The organism is Aureimonas sp. Leaf427 (assembly GCF_001425485.1).
Taxonomy (GTDB): Bacteria; Pseudomonadota; Alphaproteobacteria; order Rhizobiales; family Rhizobiaceae; genus Plantimonas.
In genome coordinates this window covers 247,400-265,654 of record NZ_LMQW01000052.1, presented here as the reverse complement: position 1 = coordinate 265,654, position 18,255 = coordinate 247,400, and the positions used below count along the sequence as shown (strand labels likewise).

General features: G+C 68.8%; 10 protein-coding genes. 5 read left to right on the top strand and 5 right to left on the bottom strand.

The window, feature by feature from the left end; translation table 11 throughout:
• Positions 1-700: 700 nt before the first annotated feature.
• Both ASG62_RS23830 and ASG62_RS27340 read right to left on the bottom strand, forming a co-directional pair.
• Positions 701-5,599: an NAD-glutamate dehydrogenase gene (locus tag ASG62_RS23830; protein WP_056692530.1), complete on the bottom strand. Its 4,899-nt coding sequence runs from the start codon at positions 5,597-5,599 to the stop codon at positions 701-703.
• A 356-nt stretch (positions 5,600-5,955) separates the two neighbouring features.
• A complete protein-coding gene (locus tag ASG62_RS27340) occupies positions 5,956-6,096 on the bottom strand; it encodes a hypothetical protein (protein WP_164470474.1) in 141 nt (46 codons plus the stop codon).
• 197 nt (positions 6,097-6,293) lie between these two features.
• On the opposite strand from ASG62_RS27340, the gene ASG62_RS23825 reads away from it, so the two are divergent.
• On the top strand, positions 6,294-7,751 hold the full coding sequence (locus ASG62_RS23825; RefSeq protein WP_056692532.1) for an MFS transporter: 1,458 nt from the start codon (positions 6,294-6,296) through the stop codon (positions 7,749-7,751).
• Between the two features lie 57 nt (positions 7,752-7,808).
• Positions 7,809-8,849: a DUF4424 family protein gene (locus tag ASG62_RS23820; protein WP_162246005.1), complete on the top strand. Its 1,041-nt coding sequence runs from the start codon at positions 7,809-7,811 to the stop codon at positions 8,847-8,849.
• A 3-nt stretch (positions 8,850-8,852) separates the two neighbouring features.
• Here ASG62_RS23820 and holA read toward each other — a convergent pair whose 3' ends face one another.
• The 3 genes from holA to leuS are packed head-to-tail and all read right to left on the bottom strand — an operon-like array spanning position 8,853 to position 13,104.
• Complete coding sequence (holA, locus tag ASG62_RS23815) at positions 8,853-9,899, bottom strand: DNA polymerase III subunit delta (RefSeq protein ID WP_056692541.1); 1,047 nt, start codon at positions 9,897-9,899, stop codon at positions 8,853-8,855.
• Between the two features lie 6 nt (positions 9,900-9,905).
• Complete coding sequence (locus ASG62_RS23810) at positions 9,906-10,466, bottom strand: hypothetical protein (protein WP_056692545.1); 561 nt, start codon at positions 10,464-10,466, stop codon at positions 9,906-9,908.
• The gene (leuS, locus tag ASG62_RS23805; RefSeq protein ID WP_056692547.1) at positions 10,453-13,104 is read right to left on the bottom strand and encodes a leucine--tRNA ligase; all 2,652 of its coding nucleotides are present in this window, start codon (positions 13,102-13,104) and stop codon (positions 10,453-10,455) included. Before leuS ends, ASG62_RS23810 begins: the two co-directional genes overlap by 14 nt.
• Positions 13,105-13,535: 431 nt before the next feature.
• On the opposite strand from leuS, the gene ASG62_RS23800 reads away from it, so the two are divergent.
• The 3 genes from ASG62_RS23800 to acs all read left to right on the top strand — a co-directional run bounded on the left by ASG62_RS23800 (position 13,536) and on the right by acs (position 17,752).
• Positions 13,536-14,207: a YggS family pyridoxal phosphate-dependent enzyme gene (locus tag ASG62_RS23800; RefSeq protein ID WP_056692550.1), complete on the top strand. Its 672-nt coding sequence runs from the start codon at positions 13,536-13,538 to the stop codon at positions 14,205-14,207.
• Positions 14,208-14,549: 342 nt separating this feature from the next.
• Positions 14,550-15,620 (top strand): AI-2E family transporter, encoded by a 1,071-nt coding sequence (locus ASG62_RS23795; RefSeq protein ID WP_056692552.1) that lies wholly within the window; start codon positions 14,550-14,552, stop codon positions 15,618-15,620.
• A gap of 182 nt (positions 15,621-15,802) precedes the next feature.
• Positions 15,803-17,752 (top strand): acetate--CoA ligase, encoded by a 1,950-nt coding sequence (gene acs, locus ASG62_RS23790; RefSeq protein ID WP_056692557.1) that lies wholly within the window; start codon positions 15,803-15,805, stop codon positions 17,750-17,752.
• Positions 17,753-18,255: the final 503 nt, after the last annotated feature.

Here is an 18,255-nt window from a genome sequence, read left to right as displayed (position 1 = left end):
AATCCCTCAGAACCTGATTCTTCTCCCCTGCGGGGAGAAGTGACCGGCAGGTCGATGAGGGGCATGCCAACCCCGACAGGATACAGCGCCTCTGGCGCTTCCCCTCATCCGGCTGCCGCCACCTTCTCCCCGTAGGGGAGAAGAACCAAGACGAGCAACCGTTTGGGCTGAAGAAGCAGCGGTCCCCTCGACAATGGCTCGGGAGGACAGAGGGAGTGCCTCCCACAAGGTCGGCCCGGCAAGCTCTTCGGACCAAGCGCCAACGCCTCAGAACCTGGTTCTTCTCCCCTGCGGGGAGAAGTGACCGGCAGGTCGATGAGGGGCATGCCATCCCCGACAGAATATAGCGCCGCCTCCGGCGCCCCCTCATCCGGCTGCCGCCACCTTCTCCCCGTAGGGGAGAAGAACCAAGACGAGCAAGCGTTCAGGTTGAAGAACAAGGGCGTCGGAAAGTCAGTGCGATGCACCCCCCTCTGCCTGCCGGCATCTCCCCCGCAAGGGGAGAGATCAGGCTCGTCGCATGCGGCTGTGGTTTCGATCGACCGGCGGAGCTGCCGATCTCCCTCCTTGCGGGGGAGATGGCCGGCAGGTCAGAGGGGGGTGCCTCCCGCGAAAGTTCGACGGGCAGGCGCCAGACCAAGAACTCGCGCCGCTCAGGCCCCGGTTCTTCTCATCGTTCTCCCGCCGGTCCCCGCCCCGCTCAGGCCGACAAATCCGCTAGCAGTCCCGCCGCCACCGTCAGTCGTGCGACCGAGGTCTCGCCGGAGCCGGCGAGCTGGGTGATCTGACGGCCGATGCGCTCCACGACGTCCCGCTTGCGCTCCGCCCAGGCCGCGACAGGCGATTGGCCGTCGGCGGGCGCCTCCTTCAGCGCCTGTCCGGTCAGCGTGCGGCGGGCATTGCCGATCTGGCCGGCCGCGCGGTCGAGCGCGAGCATCTCGTAGTAGTCCGTCGGTTCCAGGCGATAGAGCGCCGATTCCAGGCGCCCGATCTCGAAGAGCCGCGTGATGTCGAAATAGCTGGCGATCGTCTCGTCCAGAGGCCGCGATGTTTCACGTGAAACGGATGCGATGTCTGGCACGAGCGCCAGGAGGGGCAGGAGCGCGATATCGGCGGCGAGGTCTTCGGGCGTGCCGGCCTCCACGAACCGACGGCGGCGGTCCTCCGCCTCGTTGCGGGCGCGCTCGGTGGAAAGGTCGAGCAGGCGCGGCTTCAGCGACTCCACGCCGGCCTTGACCGACGTCACGATCGAGCCGCGCCCCTCCGCCGCCCGCCCGCTGCGCACGAACCAGCGCGTCGTCGCCTGGAGGAAGAGGCCGAGCGCCTCGTAGAGATCGTTCTGCGCCTCGCCGGAGACGATCCCGTCCAGCGCGTCGATCCGCGCGTAGAGCCCGGCCGCGCCGAACCCGTCATGGGCGGCGAGGAAGCCGGCCACGACATCAGCCGCCGAAGCGCCTGCCGCGTCGCGGAGCGCGGTGACGAAGGTCGGGCCGATCCGGTTGACCGCGAGATTGGCGACGATGGTGGCGACGATCTCCCGGCGCAGGCGATGGCCGTCGATGTCGCAGGTGAAGTCGCGACGCATCGGGCCGGGGAAATAGGCGTGGAGACGCTGCTCCAGATAGGGATCGTCGGGCAGGCCGCTCGCGATCAGCTGGTCGAAGAGCACGATCTTCGAATAGGCGAGAAGCACCGCCAGTTCCGGCCGCGTCAGGCCCTTGCCGGAGGCGCGCAGGTCCGCCAGCGCGGCCTCGCCCGGCAGCGTCTCGACCTCACGGTTGAGCAGCCCGCCCTCCTCCAACACTGTCATGAACCGCGCCTGGAGCGGCAGGGCCTTGGCGCCTTTGCGCTGCTCCAGCGAGAGCGCCAGCGTCTGCTCGTAATTGTTGGCGAGCACGAGCTCGGCCACCTCGTCGGTCATCGAGGCCAGCAGCGTGTTGCGCGCCTCGCGTGTCAGGCGTCCGTCCGCCATGGCGCTCTTCAGCGCGATCTTGATGTTCACCTCGACGTCGGACGTGTTGACGCCGGCCGAATTGTCGATCGCATCGGTGTTGATCCGGCCGCCGTGGCGGGCGAACTCGATGCGGCCGCGCTGCGTCGCGCCGAGATTGGCGCCCTCGCCCACGACCTTGGCCCGCACCTCGCGCCCGGTCACGCGAAGCGCGTCGTTGGCGCGGTCGCCGACCTCGGCATTGGTCTCGGCGGAGGCGCGGATGTAGGTGCCGATGCCGCCGAAGAAGAGAAGGTCCACCGGCGCCTTCAGGATGGCGGTGATGACCTCCGTCGGCGTGCCCGAGCGCCGGTCCCAGCCGATCGCCGCCGCCGCCTCCTCGGAGAGGCGGATCTCCTTCTCCCGCCGGGAGAAGACGCCGCCGCCCTTGCAGATCAGCGCCCTGTCATAGTCGGCCCAGGAGGAGCGCGGCGTGTCGAAGAGGCGCCGCCGCTCGGCGAAGGAGGCGGCCGCATCGGGCGCGGGATCGATGAAGATGTCGCGATGGTCGAAGGCGGCCAGAAGCCGCGTCTCCCTCGAGAGCAGCATCCCGTTGCCGAAGACGTCGCCCGACATGTCGCCGCAGCCGACCGCCGTGAAGGGCATGGCCTGGATGTCGAAGGGGCGCCCGTCCCGGTCGGTCTCGCGGAAGTGCCGCTTCACCGCCTCCCAGGCGCCCCGCGCTGTGATGCCCATGGCCTTGTGGTCGTAGCCGACCGAGCCGCCGGAGGCGAAGGCGTCGTCGAGCCAGAAATCCTCCGACTGCGCGATGGCGTTGGCCGTGTCGGAGAAGGTCGCCGTGCCCTTGTCGGCCGCGACGACGAAATAAGGGTCCTCGGCGTCGAAGCGCACGACGTTCTCGGGCGTCAGGATATCGGCGCCGACGATGTTGTCGGTGACGGAGAGAAGCGAGGCGATGAAGACGACATAGGCGGAGCGCCCAGCCTCGAAGACCGCCTGCCGGTCGCCCGTCTCGGGCAGGCGCTTGGGATAGAACCCGCCCTTGGCCCCGACCGGCACGATGACGGCGTTCTTCACCTGCTGCGCCTTGACCAGGCCCAGCACCTCCGTCCGGTAGTCCTGCGCCCGGTCCGACCAGCGAAGACCGCCGCGCGCCACGCGCCCGAAGCGCAGATGGACGCCCTCGACGCGCGCGTCGAAGACGAAGATCTCGCGGAAGGGCACGGGCGCCGGCAGACCCTCGACGGCCGAGGAATCCAGCTTGAAGGCGAGCGCCGGCTCGACCCGGCCGGGCTCCGAGCCCGGCGCCGCCGAGATGCCGTCGACGGCGTAGAAATTGGTGCGCAGCGTCGCGAGGATCACGCCGACGAAGCGGTTGAGGATGCGGTCCTCGTCGAGGCTCTCGACCCCCTCCAGCGCCTGCCGGATCTCGGCCAGAACCGCGAGCCCGCCCCGCTCGGCGGCAAGCCGCGTCTGGCGGTCCTCGGTCCCGTCGAGGTGGGCGGGCGCCTCGTCCAGCCGATCGGTGACGTCCCGCCGCGCGGGGTCGAAGGCGGCGTCGAAGAGGCGGAAGAGCAGCGTGGCGATCGCCGGCTGGCGCACGAGCACGGAGGCAAGGAGGTCCTGGCCATAGGGAATGCCCGCCTGCCGGAGATAGCGGGCATAGGCGCGCAGCACGTTCGCCTCGCGGAAGGAGAGGCCCGCCTCCAGCACCAGCGCGTTGAACCCGTCGCTCTCGATCCGGCCGGCCGAGACCGCCTCGTAGGTCGCCTCCAGCGCGGCGCCCCGGTCTTCCAGCGCGATCGGCCCGCCCCGCTGGCGGCGCAGTTCCATGTCGTGGAGATGGACGCTCTCGCCGTCCGGCCGGCGGATCTCGAAGGTGCGCTCGGAAACGACGGCAAAGCCCATCGCCTCCAGCACCGGCACGCGCGTCGAAAGCGCCACGGCGCTGCCGAGATGGAAAAGCTTCAGGCGCAGAAGCTCGTCCCAGTCCTCCGCCCGGCGGTAGAAGTCGATGGAGAGCGGCGTCTCCGGGGAAAGACCCGCCACCGCCTCGACGTCGCCCACGGCCTCGACCGGCGAGAAGGCCTCGCGATAGCCGTTCGGCAGGCGCGCGGCGGTGCGCGACAGCTCGCCCGGCCGGCCGGCCTCGGCCAGCGCCTTGTCGAAGGCGTCGCCCCAGGTCTTCGCCATGTCCGCGATGCGCGCTTCGAGCTCGGCCGGATCGACCTCCGGCGTCGCGCCGCCGCGCCGGCCGATGATGAAGTGGACGCGAGCGAGCGGCCCCTCCGGCAGCGCCGGATAGTAAGCCGAGACATGGCCGGCGAAGCTCTTGGCCAGAAGCTCGCCGATCCGCTCGCGCAGCCGCGAATCGTAGCGCTCGCGCGGCACGTAGATCAGAACGGAGACGAATCGATCGAAGCGATCGGGGCGCACCAGCACGCGCACGCGCGGCCGCTCGCCGAGCTCCAGGATCGCCCCGGCGAAGCGCTCGAGACGGTCGGTGTCGAGCTGGAAGAGATCGTCGCGCGGATAGGATTCCAGCGTGTTGAGCAGCGCCTTGGCCGAATGCGAGCCGGGCTGGAGGCCGAAGCGCGCGATCACCGTCTCGGCCTTCAGCCGCAGATAGGGAATGGTCAGGATCGAGCGCGTGTAGGCGGTGGAGGTGAAGAGGCCGACGATGCGCAACTCGCCCGCGAAGGCGCCGGAGGCGTCGTATCGCTTGACGCCGATGTAATCCATGTAGACCCGCCGATGAACCAGCGAGCGGGAATTGGCCTTGGTCACGATCAGCGGGTTCGGCGCCTGCAGGAAGGCGCGGATCTCCGGCGTCACCGTCACGGCCTCGCCCTCGCGGGACAGGACGCGCACGCTCGGATCGTTCAGGATGCCGAGAGCGGGCTCCTCGCGCCGCTTCAGGACCTCCTCGTTCTCGCCGCCGACATAGTCGAACTCGCGCGCCCCGAGAAAGATGAAGTTGTCGTCGAGAAGCCAGGCGAGAAGCCTTGCGGATTCCGCCACCATCTCGCGCGCGGCCGGCTCGCTCTGCCCCTGCGCCCGGCGTTCCAGATCGGCGACCGCCTGCTCGACCCGCCCGCGCATGGCGGCGAAATCGGTGACGGCCATGCGCACCTGCCCAAGCACGCGCGTCAGGTTCTCCACGAGAAGCGCCGCCCCGTCCGCGCCCCCGGCGAACTCGATGGCGAGCTGGATCAGGCTGACCCGGTTGCCCTCCGGCGCCATCGAGGGCGCGGCGGCCGAAAAGCTCGTCACGCGGCCATCGGAGCCGCGCACCGTGTCGAGGATCGGATGGGAAATGTAGCGGATCGACAGCGCCCGCTCCGTGATCTCCGCCATGACGGAATCGAAGAGGAAAGGCATGTCGTCGTGAACGATCGTGACCAGCCAGAGCGGCTCCGTTCCGGCTCCGAATCCATCCGGCTGCTCGACCCGGACGGTCGGCGCGCCCGGCCGGTGGTCGAGGAGCGCGGCGCCCGCGCGCTCGGCGGCGATGGCGAGCGCCTCCGGCGCGAAGGCGGCGAGATCCTCGGCGGGCGGGCGGGCGAGGAGAAGATGGGCGAGCGGCGCCTCGAACCGGTGCGCCTCGATCCGCGCCGTCACGGCCGCCAGAAGATCAACCTTGGTCATGTCCTGCTCTCCCCTCGGCCCCACCGCCCGGCATCGACCGCGCGGCGGACCGTTCCAGCCCGATGCGAATCGCGCCGAGGCTGATTCTAGGGCACGAAGCTGACATGTCGTTGGTGGATGGAAAACGGCCCGCGATCGGGGTCGCCAGAAACGTGTCCGCTCGTCACGGAAAGCACGAGGCGCCCCCTCTGTCCTGCCGGACATCTCCCCCTCAAGGGGGGGAGATCAGCGGTTGCGAAGCGGAGATCGTTCTGAGACGTCGGCGACGAGCTTGACCTCCCCCTTGAGGGGGAGATGCCGGCAGGCAGGCAGAGGGGGCGCCTCACGCCAACGCCGGCCCCCTCCCCCCCGCCCGCTCACTTCTTCTTCGAAACCGTCGGCACTTCCTTCTGCGGCGTCGCGAACTTGCCGGCGACGGTAGCGGGCGCTGCGACCTTCGTCTTGTCCGCCTTCGGCTTGCGGGTTTCCTTGTTGCTGCGCATCTGACCCTTGGCCATGACGTTTCTCCCTGCTGGCGTCGATTGGACGATCAGACTAGCACGCGGCGCCGGGCGCGAAATGGCCCCCGCCCCGTCCCGCGGAAATTTCATGCGCGCGCCACGATACGCCGGCGCAGACGCCGCGCTATGAGCGCCTCCGAAACCATCGAGTCGCGCCGGGCGTTCCCAAGCGCGGAGGCGGGAGACGATCGGACATGGCAGACATCGAGCGCGATCGTCGCGGCCCGCTCCGGCGCGGCGCCGTCCGGGGCTGGATCGGCTTCGACATCGCCGCGCAGCCCTTCTTCACTGTCGTCATCACCTTCGTCTTCGGCCCCTATGTCGTGGCGAGCGTCGCGGAGAACCCGGCGGCGGGTCAGGCCGCCTGGGGCCTCGCGGCGACGGTCGCGGGCCTTCTCATCGCCATGCTCTCGCCCGTGCTCGGCGCCATCGCCGATCGCGTCGGGCCGCGAAAGCCGTGGATCGCGGGCTTTGCGGCCCTCAAGATCGGCGCGCTCTGCCTGCTCTGGTTCGCCGCCCCCGGCGCCCCGCTCCTGCCGGTCCTGGCGCTCGTCGTCATCGCGCAGGCCTCGGCGGAGTTCTCCATCGTCTTCAACGACGCGATGCTGCCGAGCCTCGTCGCGCCCGCCGAGATCGGGCGCGTGTCCAACGTCGCTTGGGGCCTCGGCTATGCGGGCGGCATGGTCTTTCTCATGGCGACCCTCGCCTTCCTCGCCGCCGACGCGGCGACCGGCCGGACGATCATCGGAATCGCGCCGCTCTTCGGGCTCGATCCCGCGAGCGGCGAGGGCGCTCGGGCGACGGCGCCGCTGGCCGCGCTCTGGTATCTCCTGCTGCTCCTGCCGATGATGCTCCTCACGCCCGACCGCGCCACGCGCTCGGCGCTGGGGCCGGCGGTGCGCGGCGCCATGGCCGACCTCCTGGCGACAGGCCGCGAGGCGCGCCGACGGCCCGCGCTCTTCCGCTTCCTCGTCGCGCGCATGATCTACCAGGACGGCGTCAACGCGCTGCTGATCCTCGGCGGCACCTTCGCGGCCGTGCTCTTCGGCTGGACGATCACCGAGAGCGGCCTCTTCGGCATCCTGCTCAACGTCGCGGCCATCGTCGGCTGCCTCGTCGCGGGCCGCCTCGACCAGCGGCTCGGCCCCAAACCCGTCGTCGCCACCTCCATCGCGATCCTGCTCGTCGCCACGCTCGGCATCGTCTCGACGAGCACGGGCTCGACGCTGTTCGGCCTCGTCCCTCTTCCGGCCACTCCCTTTACGACCGGCCTGGTCCCGGCGGGCGAGGCGGCCGGGCTCTTCGCCACGCCGGCGGAAAAGGCCTATCTCCTCTGGGGCAGCCTGATCGGCCTCGCCTTCGGCCCGGTCCAGGCCTCCTCCCGCTCCTGGCTGGCGCGGAGCATCGCACCGGAGGAGGCCGGCCGCTTCTTCGGCTTCTACGCGCTGACCGGCCGGGCGACGTCCTTCGTCGCCACCCTCTCCGTCTCCGCTCTTACCGCAGCCGCCCTGCCCTTCACGGACGCAGAAAGCGCCGCGCGCATCGGCATGTCCGTCCTCGTTGCCTTCTTCGCCGTCGGGCTCCTCGCGCTTCTGGCGACGCCGGCGCCGGCAAGCCTCCCCCTCGAGCCGCAGGAAGCGCCTCTTCCCTAGCGTCGCAACTTCTGGAACATGGCGCAGGCGGCGCGAGGCCGCGGGAGCCTGCTGCCCATGCCGCCCATCCGCCCCGCCTCGGCTCTTCTGGCGATCCTCGCCCTCGCCGCCGCATCCCTGCCGGCAAGCGCCAACGATTCCGCCGCAGAGAAAGCCGCCGGCGGGCTCGTTCTGACGAAAAGCCATTCCGTGACGATGGAAAGCGAAGACCTCGTGATCTCGCCGACCGCGATCGACATCACCTACGTCTTCCGCAACACGACCAAGACGGACGAGACGCTGACCGTCGCCTTCCCGCTCCCTCCGATCGAGGGCTACGGCGTCTCCATGGAGCCGATCGACCTGGCCGAACCGGAGGCGCAGAACTTTGTCGGTTTCACCGTGGAGGCGAACGGCAGGAGCATCGAGCCCGAGATCGACGAACACGCCTTTCTCGGCACGCGTGACGTTACGGCGCTTCTGGAGGAGAACGGCCTGCCGCTGAACCCGGTCGTCTCCCGGCTCGGCGCCGCGATCGCCAACCTCTCGCCGAAGGTCCATGCGAGACTGGAGGCCGAGGGGCTACTCACCGAACGCGATCTCGGCGAAGCGCTCTGGCGCTACGAGGTGCGCTTCCACTTCGACCAGCTCTTCCCGGCTGGAGAGCCGGTGACGATCCGGCATGCCTACAAGCCTGTGGCCGGCTCGTCCTTCCTCACCAAGTCGTCCTTCGCGGAGCCCGGCTTCACCACGCTTCACTGCATCGACCTCGGCACTCGGAAAGCCATGGAGGCCGTGCTTCGCAAGGCGGGAAAGGACGCCTTGGACGGAGATCCCGTCGGCAATTCGCCGCTGAAAGGCGACCCGCTCGGCGGCCTCGCCTATCTTCGCACCGTTTCCTACATCCTGACGACGGCCAACAACTGGTCCGGCCCGATCGGCCGCTTTCGGCTGGTGATCGACAAGGGGGCGCCGGGCAATGTCGTCAGCCTCTGCCAGGACGGTATCCGCAAGACCGGTCCGACACGCTTCGAATTCGAGGCCAGGAACTACACGCCGAAGCGCGACCTCCATATTCTCTTCGCGAGCCCTGATGCGGCGGGATTCTTCGCGGAGTAGACCCTACCGCCGCGACCTGAGCCTTGCCGCCTCCACCGCGACGCCGAGCAGCGTCGCCTGGACCATGGTCTGGGAGAGGGCGGCCTCCTTGCGGCTGGCGAGGATCTCCGCTTCGATCCGGCCGAGAACGCCGGCGATCTCGGCGAGGGGCCAGAGGCCGAGGGCCGTCTCCAGCGCGGCCTTGCGACGGAAGTGCGGATGCCGGCTTTCGACGACGCGGGGGATGCTCTGCCCGCCCTTCTCCACCGACTGGCGCATCAGCTGAAGCGCCTGGAAATGGCGGAGCAGGCCCTGCTGCAGGAGGAAGCCCTGCGTGCCCGCCGCCGTCAGGCGCTCGATCAGCTCGGGCAGCTTCTTCACCTCGCCAGTGGCGGCCGCGTCGATCGTCTCCTCCACCGTGTCGACGGAGACGTCGCCGACGATCGCCTCGATGTCCGCGATCTCGATCGCGCCCTTGCCGTGGCAATAGAGGCAGAGCTTCTGGACCTCGCCGCGCGAGGCCAGGCGATCGGCGCCGAGCCGCTCGCGCAGCGCATCGCGCGCCTCGCGCGAAATGGTGAGCACGGCGATCTTCAGCTCCGCGTCGATCATGCCGTCGAGAGCCCGCGCCTCGTCGGGATAGCAGGGCAGGGCCATCGCGGCCCGCGCCTTCTCGGCGGCGAGGCGCAGGGCGGCGCCCTTCTTCATGTCGCCGCCTTCGACGACGATCGTCGCATCGCGCGGCGGATCGGCGCCGAGCACCGCGATCGCCTCGGCCAGCCCCTTGCCCGAGCCCGAGCCCGCCCCGCGCACCCGCACGAAGCGCCGACCGCCGAAGAGCGAGACGGTCCGCGCCTCGTCGAAGAGGCGGCCCACATCCTTCTCCACCTCGTCCGCCTGGAGCGTGATGGCCGAAAAGGGGTCGCCGGCATCGACGCCGGACAGCTCCGCGATCCGCGCCGCGCGCTCGGCGACGAGCCCGGCATCGGGCCCGTAGAGGAGCACGACGGGAAAGCTCGTGTCGGGCCGCGAGAGGAAGGCCTCGACCTCGCCGGCCTTCTTCTGCGCCACGGTCCGTTAGACCCCGCCCCGCAGATCCTTGGCGATCGCGGTGGCGACCGAAAGGGCCACGCGCTCGGCGGCCTCCTTGCCGGCCGTCTCGCGCGCGTCGAGCAGCGCGCGCGACGCGGCATAGAGCTGGTTGGTGCGGTCGAACGGCGTCGAGGCGAAGCGCGACCCCTTGTCGATGACGGCCGAATCGGAGAGGCGCACGACCTGATAGGCGACGGTGACGCGATAGAGGCTGGCGGCGGGCACGCCGGAGCCGCTCTGGATCGAGACGACGGTCTCGCCGCCGCTCACGGTCTGGCGAACCTCGTAGAGCAGCGGCGAGCGCGGCTCCAGTCCGCCGTTCAGCGCGAAGATCAGCCGGTTGCGCACGATCTGCGCGGTGCGCGTGTCGGCGGCGGAAATGCCAATCCGTCCCTTCGCAGCGGCCAGACCCGGCAGGGTCGGCGACTTCAGGTCGCGTGCTGCAGCGCCGTCGCTCTTGTAGAGCGGCTGCACCGTGCAGCCGGCGGAGAGCGCGAGCAGCGAGGCGAGCGCGAGGGCCCGAACGGCGCTCTTAGACCACGACATTCACGATCCTTCCGGGAACCACGACGATGCGCTTGGGCGTGCGCCCTTCGAGCGCGCTGACGACGACGTCGAGCGCCATCACGGCGGCCTCGACGTCAGCTTGGGACGCCTTCGTCGATACCGTCAAGTCGCCGCGTTTCTTGCCGTTGACTTGGACGGGCAGCACGATCTCGTCGACGACGAGAAGCGCGGGGTCGGCGGCCGGCCAGGGCGCGGCGGCGCAGAGGCCCTCCTGGCCCAGCGCCGACCAGCATTCCTCCGCCAGATGCGGCATCATCGGCGCGACCAGCCGGACGAGGAAGGACAGCGCCTCGCGCGCAGCGTCCGCATGGCCCGCATCGCCCTCGAGATCGAGCTCGACGAAGGCGGAGGACAGCGTGTTGACCAGTTCGTAGAGCCGCGCGACCGCCTTGTTGAAGGCAAGGCGCTCGATGTCGTCGCCGATGCCGGCCGCCGTGCGATGCGCCGCCCGGCGCACGGCCGTGGCCTTGGCGGTCTCGGTCCCGGCCGAGGCCGCCGCGCCATTGAGTGTCGCGATCCGGGGCGCGGTCTCGGAAACGAGCCGCCAGAGCCGCTGCACGAAGCGGTGCGCGCCTTCGACGCCCGCCTCCGTCCAGATCACGTCGCGCTCGGGCGGCGAATCCGACAGCATGAACCACCGCGCGGTGTCCGCGCCGTAGGAGGCAATGATGTCGTCGGGATCGACCACGTTCTTCTTCGACTTCGACATCTTCTCGATGGAGCCGATCTCGATGGGCGCGCCGTCGGAAAGGCGCGTCGCCGTCCGCGTGCCGTCCTTGTCGGTGATGCGGATATCGGCCGGCGCCACCCAGTCGCGGCCCGAGCGATAGGTCTCGTGGACGACCATGCCTTGCGTGAAGAGGCCCTTGAAGGGCTCGACGAGATCGAGATGCCCGCATTCCTTCATCGCCCGCACGAAGAAGCGGGAATAGAGAAGGTGCAGGATCGCGTGCTCGATGCCGCCGATATACTGATCGACCGGCAGCCAGCGATTGGCGATCTGCGGGTTGGTCGGCTCCTCGGCGCGCGGCGCGGTGAAGCGCGCGAAATACCAGGAACTGTCGACGAACGTGTCCATCGTGTCCGTCTCGCGCAGAGCCGGCCCGCCGCATTGCGGGCAGGTGGCCTGGCGCCAGGTCGGATGGCGGTCGAGCGGATTGCCCGGCTTGTCGAAGTCGATGTCGTCGGGCAGCTTCACCGGCAGGTTGGCTTTCGCCTCCGGCACGACGCCGCAGGCCTCGCAATGGAGAACCGGGATCGGGCAGCCCCAATAGCGCTGGCGCGAGACGCCCCAGTCGCGCAGGCGGAAGTTCACCCGTCGCTCGGCCTGCGGGCGTCCGTCGAGGAGCGTGGCTTCGAGCCGCTTGGCAACGGTGTCGAAGCCCTCCGCCGGCGTCATCCCGTCGAGGAAGGCCGAGTGGAAGAGCTTGCCCTCGCCGTCATAGGCCGTGACGCCCACCTCGAAGGTTTCGGCATCCGCGCCCTCGGGCAGGACGACGGGCACGACGGGCAGATCGTATTTGCGGGCGAAATCGAGATCGCGCTGATCGTGCGCCGGGCAGCCGAAGATGGCGCCCGTGCCGTATTCCATCAGCACGAAATTCGCGACGTAGACCGGCAGCGTCCAGGCGGGATCGAACGGGTGCACCGCGCGGAGCCCCGTGTCGAAACCGCGCTTCTCCGCCGTCTCGATCTCCTCGGCCGAGGTTCCGCCGCGCTTCACCTCCTCGATGAAGGCGGCCAGTTCCGCGTTCGTCTCGGCGGCGAGCTTCGCCAGAGGATGGTCGGCGGCGACCGCCAGGAACGAGGCGCCGAAGAGCGTGTCCGGCCGCGTCGTGAAGACGGACAGCTCGGCCTGCCCTGCAGGCGCGTCGGCCAGCGCGAAGCGGACCACGAGGCCTTCCGAGCGCCCGATCCAGTTCTTCTGCATCAGCCGGACCTTGTCCGGCCAGTTCGGCAGCGTGTCCAACGCGGCGAGCAAATCCTCGGCATAGTCGGTGATGCGGAAGAACCATTGCGTCAGCTCGCGCTGCTCGACCTCCGCGCCCGAGCGCCAGCCGCGCCCGTCGATCACCTGCTCGTTGGCGAGCACGGTGTTGTCGACGGGGTCCCAGTTGACCTTGGACTTGCGGCGATAGGCGATGCCTTTTTCGAGGAAGTCGAGAAAGAGCATCTGCTGGCGGTGGTAGTATTCGACGTCGCAGGTGGCGAACTCGCGGGACCAGTCGAGCGACAGGCCCATCGACTTCAGCTGCCCGCGCATGGTCGCGATGTTCTGGTAGGTCCAGTCGCGCGGATGGACCTTGTTCTGCATGGCGGCGTTCTCGGCCGGCATGCCGAAGGCGTCCCAGCCCATCGGATGCAGGACGTTGAAGCCCTTGGCGCGCTTGTAGCGCGCGACGACGTCGCCCATCGCGTAGTTGCGCACATGGCCCATATGGATGCGGCCCGACGGATAGGGAAACATCTCGAGCACGTAATAGGTCTCGCCGGCCGCGTCGTCCCGCGTCTCGAAGAGCTTGGCCGCCTCCCAGGCCTCGCGCCAGCGCGGCTCGGCCTCGCGGGGGTGATAGCGTTCGATGGACCGATCGCTCGGCCGTTCGCTGGTGGTGGACATGATGCGCGCGTCTCGCTGGGGTCAGGCGTCAATCAAAATTGACTTACATCCGGTTGCCGTCGTTCAACACGGGAGCCGGACGCACGTCAACCGGATCGCGGTCCAGCTGGGCGGCGCGCGGATCGTGGGCTAGAAGCGGATCGGATCGAATTTCGGGGGCGGAAGCAGCAGCGCCGGGCCAGCGGCGCGACCGGGGGAGACGGGCTCCCCCGGCTGAGGCGACAGCCTCGCTCCCGAGAAGGAGGTGATACGATGTGGTTTTTGCCACTCAGTATCGCGCTTGAGGTGAGGAGGACCCGGAAACACTGGCGAGTGACGTTCCGGGTCCAATTTACACTTTAGCAAAGGGTGTCGGCCTCGCGGCCGGCACCCACTCCCGCAATATAGCCTATGTCGACCGGCGTTTCAAAGCGCTTGCCAGAAAGCCTCCCATGACCGCACTCGACCAGTATCGCACCGTCGCCGCCGCCATCGCGGACGCCGAAAGAGAGGCCTCCCGCCCCGCCGGCGCCGTGACGCTCGTCGCGGTCTCCAAGACCTACGACGCCGAGGCCATCCGCCCCGTGCTCGACGAGGGCCATCGCACCTTCGGCGAGAACCGCGTGCAGGAGGCCATGGGCAAGTGGCCGGGACTGCGCAAGGCCTATCCCGGCATCGAGCTCCATCTCATCGGCCCGCTCCAGTCCAACAAGTCGGCGGAGGCGGTCGCCTGTTTCGACGTGATCGAGACGATCGACCGCGAGAAGATCGCCGCCGCGCTTGCCGCCGAAATGGCCAAGCAGGGCCGCCGGCTCGCGACCTATGTCCAGGTCAACACCGGCGAGGAGCCGCAGAAGGCCGGCATCGCGCCGCGCGAGGCCGTGGCCTTCGTGGAGCGCTGCCGCAGCGTTCACGGGCTCGACGTGGTCGGCCTGATGTGCATCCCGCCCGCCGAGGAGAATCCCGGCCCCCACTTCGCGCTTCTGGAAAAACTGGCACGAGAAGCCGGCTTACCAAAGCTCTCCATGGGCATGTCCGGCGACTACGAAACCGCCATCGCCTTCGGCGCCACCAGCGTTCGCGTCGGCTCCGCCATCTTCGGCGCTCGCCCGCCGCAAGGCTGAAACGGGTCGCGACACCTCAGAACGGCTTTCTTCGCCCCTCCGGGGAGAAGTGCCCGGCAGGGCAATGAGGGGTCTTTGCGCCCACCCGTCCGATCGTCGCGCCAGGGCCCCCTCTTCCCGCTGCCGCGACCTTCTCCCCGTGGGGGAGAAGAAACCTATCCTGATCGGGCATGCCCTGACCCCCGCCTTTGAGCCGCCAACGCCTCTCCCGCCACCTTCCATCGAACCGTCATGGAACGGCAGGCCGGCCCCCGCATTCCCGTGCCGCCGCCCTCGTCCGAACGGGCGGCGTGTCATGAGCCCGTGACGCCGCGGGCCGGCGCACCAGCCGGGGGATCGCCGATGTCCAAGGTCACCGTCGTCGCGGACAAGCGACGGCTCGCCACCGATACGTTGACGGTCACGGCCATCGCGCTCGGCTCGGTGCTGCTCGTCCTCGTCCTCTATGCCGCCTCGACGGCCTTTCTCCTCGTCTTCGCCGCGCTGCTCCTCGCCGCGATCTTCTGCGGGCTCGGCCATCTCCTGCAGCGGATTGGCCTGCCCCGCTGGCTCGCGATGATCACGGTCTATCTTCTGGCGCTGGCCGCGATCATCGCGCCGATCGCCTGGGGCGGCGTGGCGCTCGTCCAGCAGTTCAACGATCTCCTGAACGGCGCGCTGAACCAGGCGGACCGGCTGTGGACGATGCTCGGCGAGATGGGCCTGCCCGTCGGCGGCGAGGAGGGCAAGCCGATCGCGAGCACCCTGCAGGACCTTTTGCCGAACTCATCCGGCCTCGTCGCCTCCGCCCAGAAGGCGATCTTCTCCTTCCTCGGCGGCTTCGGCAATTTCTTCGTCGTCGTGTTCCTGGCGATCTTCATCTCCTGGCAGCCGCGCCTCTATCGCGCGGGCGTCACCAGCCTCGTCCCCCGCCACAAACGCGCCCGCATCGGCGAGGTGCTCGACAAGTCCGCCCGTTCGCTGATCCTCTGGGTCGCGGGCGACGCGATCTCCATGGCGACGATCTTCGTCGTGTCCTGGCTCGGCCTCTGGCTGATCGGCATGCCGAACGCCTTCCTCCTGGCGCTTCAGGCCGGCCTTCTCGCCTTCATCCCGACGCTCGGCGCCTTCGTCGCCGGCATCATCATCGTCCTCTCCGCCCTCGCGGTGTCGCCGGAGATGGCTCTCTGGGCGCTCGGCGTCTACATCCTCATCCAGGGCATCGAGAGCAACGTCACGACGCCCATCGCCCAGCGCTACATGACCGCCCTTCCCCCGGCTCTGACGCTCGGCTTCCAGATCCTGTTCGGCCTCCTCTTCGGCCTTCTCGGCTTCATCCTCGCCGTGCCCTTCCTGGCGGTTCTGAAGGTCCTCGTGAACGAGCTCTACATCGAGGACGTGCTCGGCGGCGGCGACGAGCCGATGGACGACTGAGCACGACCCGAACGGGTCCTCCGACACTCGCGCGACAGAACCCAAAGTCTAAGGCCGCGCCGCTGGACCCCCCGGTCGCGCCTGACTAAGTTGCGCGGATCAACGGGACCGGCCGCGTCGCGCGGCCGGAAGGCTTCCGCAGAAGAGGAGCCGCCCTTTCGGATCGAACGGGGAGAACGACCATGGCGACGATCGCGGTGAAGGACGAGTGGAAGGCGGGCGCCGCCATCGACGAGGCGGGCTACGAGGCCGCCTACCGCCGCTCGGTCGAGGACCCCGACGGCTTCTGGGCCGAGGCCGCACAGCGCATCACCTGGATCGAGCCCTTCAAGACGGTGAAGAACGCCTCCTTCGCGCCCGGCGCCGTCTCCATCAAATGGTTCGAGGACGGCCGGCTCAACGTCTCCGCCAATTGCCTCGACCGGCATCTCGCCTCCCGCGGCGACCAGACCGCGATCCTCTTCGAGGGCGACGATCCCGCCGACTCCAAGGCCATCACCTACCGGCAAGCCCATGAGGAGGTCTGCCGCATGGCGAACGTCCTCAAAGGTCGGGGCGTCAAGCGCGGCGACCGCGTGACGATCTACATGCCGATGATCCCGGAAGCCGCCTTCGCCATGCTCGCCTGCGCGCGCATTGGCGCGGTCCATTCCGTCGTCTTCGGCGGCTTCTCGCCGGATGCGCTGGCCGGCCGCATCGAGGGCGCGACCTCCAGCGTCCTCATCACCTCGGACGAAGGCAAGCGCGGCGGCAAGACCGTGCCGCTGAAGGCCAATGCCGACCGCGCCGTCGAGATCGCCGCCAAGGCCGGCCAGACCGTCGAGACCGTCCTCGTCGTGAAGCGCACCGGCGGCAAGGTCGCCTTCGACCCCTCGCGCGACGTCTGGTGGCATGAGGCCCGCGAGACGGTCTCCGCATCCTGTGAGCCCGAAGCCATGGGCGCGGAGGACCCGCTCTTCATCCTCTACACGTCGGGCTCGACCGGCAAGCCGAAGGGCGTGCTCCACACGTCCGGCGGCTATCTCGTCTATGCCGCGATGACGCATCAATACGTCTTCGACTATCGCGAGGGCGAGATCTACTGGTGCACGGCCGATGTCGGCTGGGTCACGGGCCATAGCTACATCGTCTACGGCCCGCTCGCCAACGGCGCGACGACGCTGATGTTCGAAGGCGTGCCGAACTATCCCGACGCCTCCCGTTTCTGGCAGGTCATCGACAAGCACAAGGTCAACATCTTCTACACCGCGCCGACCGCCATCCGCGCCCTGATGAGCCAGGGCGAAGGCCCCGTGAAGTCCACCTCCCGGGCTTCGCTTCGCATCCTCGGCTCCGTCGGCGAGCCGATCAACCCGGAGGCCTGGAACTGGTACTACCGCGTCGTCGGCGACGAGCGCTGCCCGGTCGTCGACACATGGTGGCAGACCGAGACCGGCGGCATCCTCATCACGCCGCTGCCGGGCGCGACGCCGCTGAAGCCCGGCTCCGCCACGCGCCCCTTCTTCGGCGTGGTGCCGCAGCTCGTCGACAACGAGGGGCAGGTTCTGGAAGGCGCCGCCGAGGGCAATCTCTGCATTACCCAGAGCTGGCCCGGCCAGATGCGCACGGTCTACGGCGACCACGAGCGCTTCGAGCAGACCTATTTCTCGACCTATCCCGGCAAATACTTCACCGGCGACGGCGCCCGCCGCGACGAGGACGGCTACTGGTGGATCACCGGCCGCGTCGACGACGTCATCAACGTCTCCGGCCACCGCATGGGCACGGCCGAGGTCGAATCCTCGCTCGTCGCCCATCCGAAGGTCTCGGAAGCCGCGGTCGTCGGCTATCCCCACGACGTGAAGGGCCAGGGCATCTACTGCTACGTGACGCTCATGGCCGGCATCGAACCGTCCGAGGAGCTCAAGAAGGAGCTCGTCGCCCACGTGCGCAACGAGATCGGCCCGATCGCCTCGCCCGACAAGATCCAGTTCTCCCCGGGCCTGCCCAAGACCCGCTCCGGCAAGATCATGCGCCGCATCCTGCGCAAGATCGCCGAAGACGATTTCGGCGCGCTGGGCGACACGTCCACCCTCGCCGATCCCGGCGTCGTCGACGACCTCATCGCCAACCGCCAGAACAAGCGGGGCTGAAAGCGCGGCACGCCAAACCCGTCAAACCTAGGTTCTTCTCCCCTCTGGGGAGAAGTGCCCGGCAGGGCGAAGAGGGGCCTTCGCTCCCGCCTTTCCAAACGGTGCGTCAGAGCCCCTCATCCGGCTGCCGCCACCTTCTCCCCTGCGGGGAGAAGAACCAGACCCTCGACCCGCCGCCGAAGCGACGACCTGCCGCGCAAAACTCCCCTGTCCCGCCCGCGGCTTGCGTCAATCTGACTTCTTTTTCCGCACGCCCTTGCTCTGCCACATTTCGCGCCCCATACTCTTCTCGTGTTCAACGAAGGAAAAGGAGGTGATCCAATGTCGAGTGATTTCCAAATGCCGGTTGGGTCTTTGTATCTCAGCGTCGGGACGAAGCAGCCTTCTTCCTTCGCCTAAGGATATGTCGATCCGGTAAGGTCGCCCGACCCCCGGCATGACAGGACTTCACGGGGCCGCTCCTTGGAAACAGGGAGCGGCCTTTTCTGTTTTCTGGTCGTCGT

Coding starts and splice junctions, on each gene's coding strand:
- ASG62_RS23830 (WP_056692530.1), bottom strand. CDS start 5,599: ATGACCAAGGTTGATCTTCTGGCGGCCGTGACGGCGCGGATCGAGGCG.
- ASG62_RS27340 (WP_164470474.1), bottom strand. CDS start 6,096: ATGGCCAAGGGTCAGATGCGCAGCAACAAGGAAACCCGCAAGCCGAAG.
- ASG62_RS23825 (WP_056692532.1), top strand. CDS start 6,294: ATGGCAGACATCGAGCGCGATCGTCGCGGCCCGCTCCGGCGCGGCGCC.
- ASG62_RS23820 (WP_162246005.1), top strand. CDS start 7,809: ATGCCGCCCATCCGCCCCGCCTCGGCTCTTCTGGCGATCCTCGCCCTC.
- ASG62_RS23810 (WP_056692545.1), bottom strand. CDS start 10,466: ATGTCGTGGTCTAAGAGCGCCGTTCGGGCCCTCGCGCTCGCCTCGCTG.
- leuS (WP_056692547.1), bottom strand. CDS start 13,104: ATGTCCACCACCAGCGAACGGCCGAGCGATCGGTCCATCGAACGCTAT.
- ASG62_RS23800 (WP_056692550.1), top strand. CDS start 13,536: ATGACCGCACTCGACCAGTATCGCACCGTCGCCGCCGCCATCGCGGAC.
- ASG62_RS23795 (WP_056692552.1), top strand. CDS start 14,550: ATGTCCAAGGTCACCGTCGTCGCGGACAAGCGACGGCTCGCCACCGAT.
- acs (WP_056692557.1), top strand. CDS start 15,803: ATGGCGACGATCGCGGTGAAGGACGAGTGGAAGGCGGGCGCCGCCATC.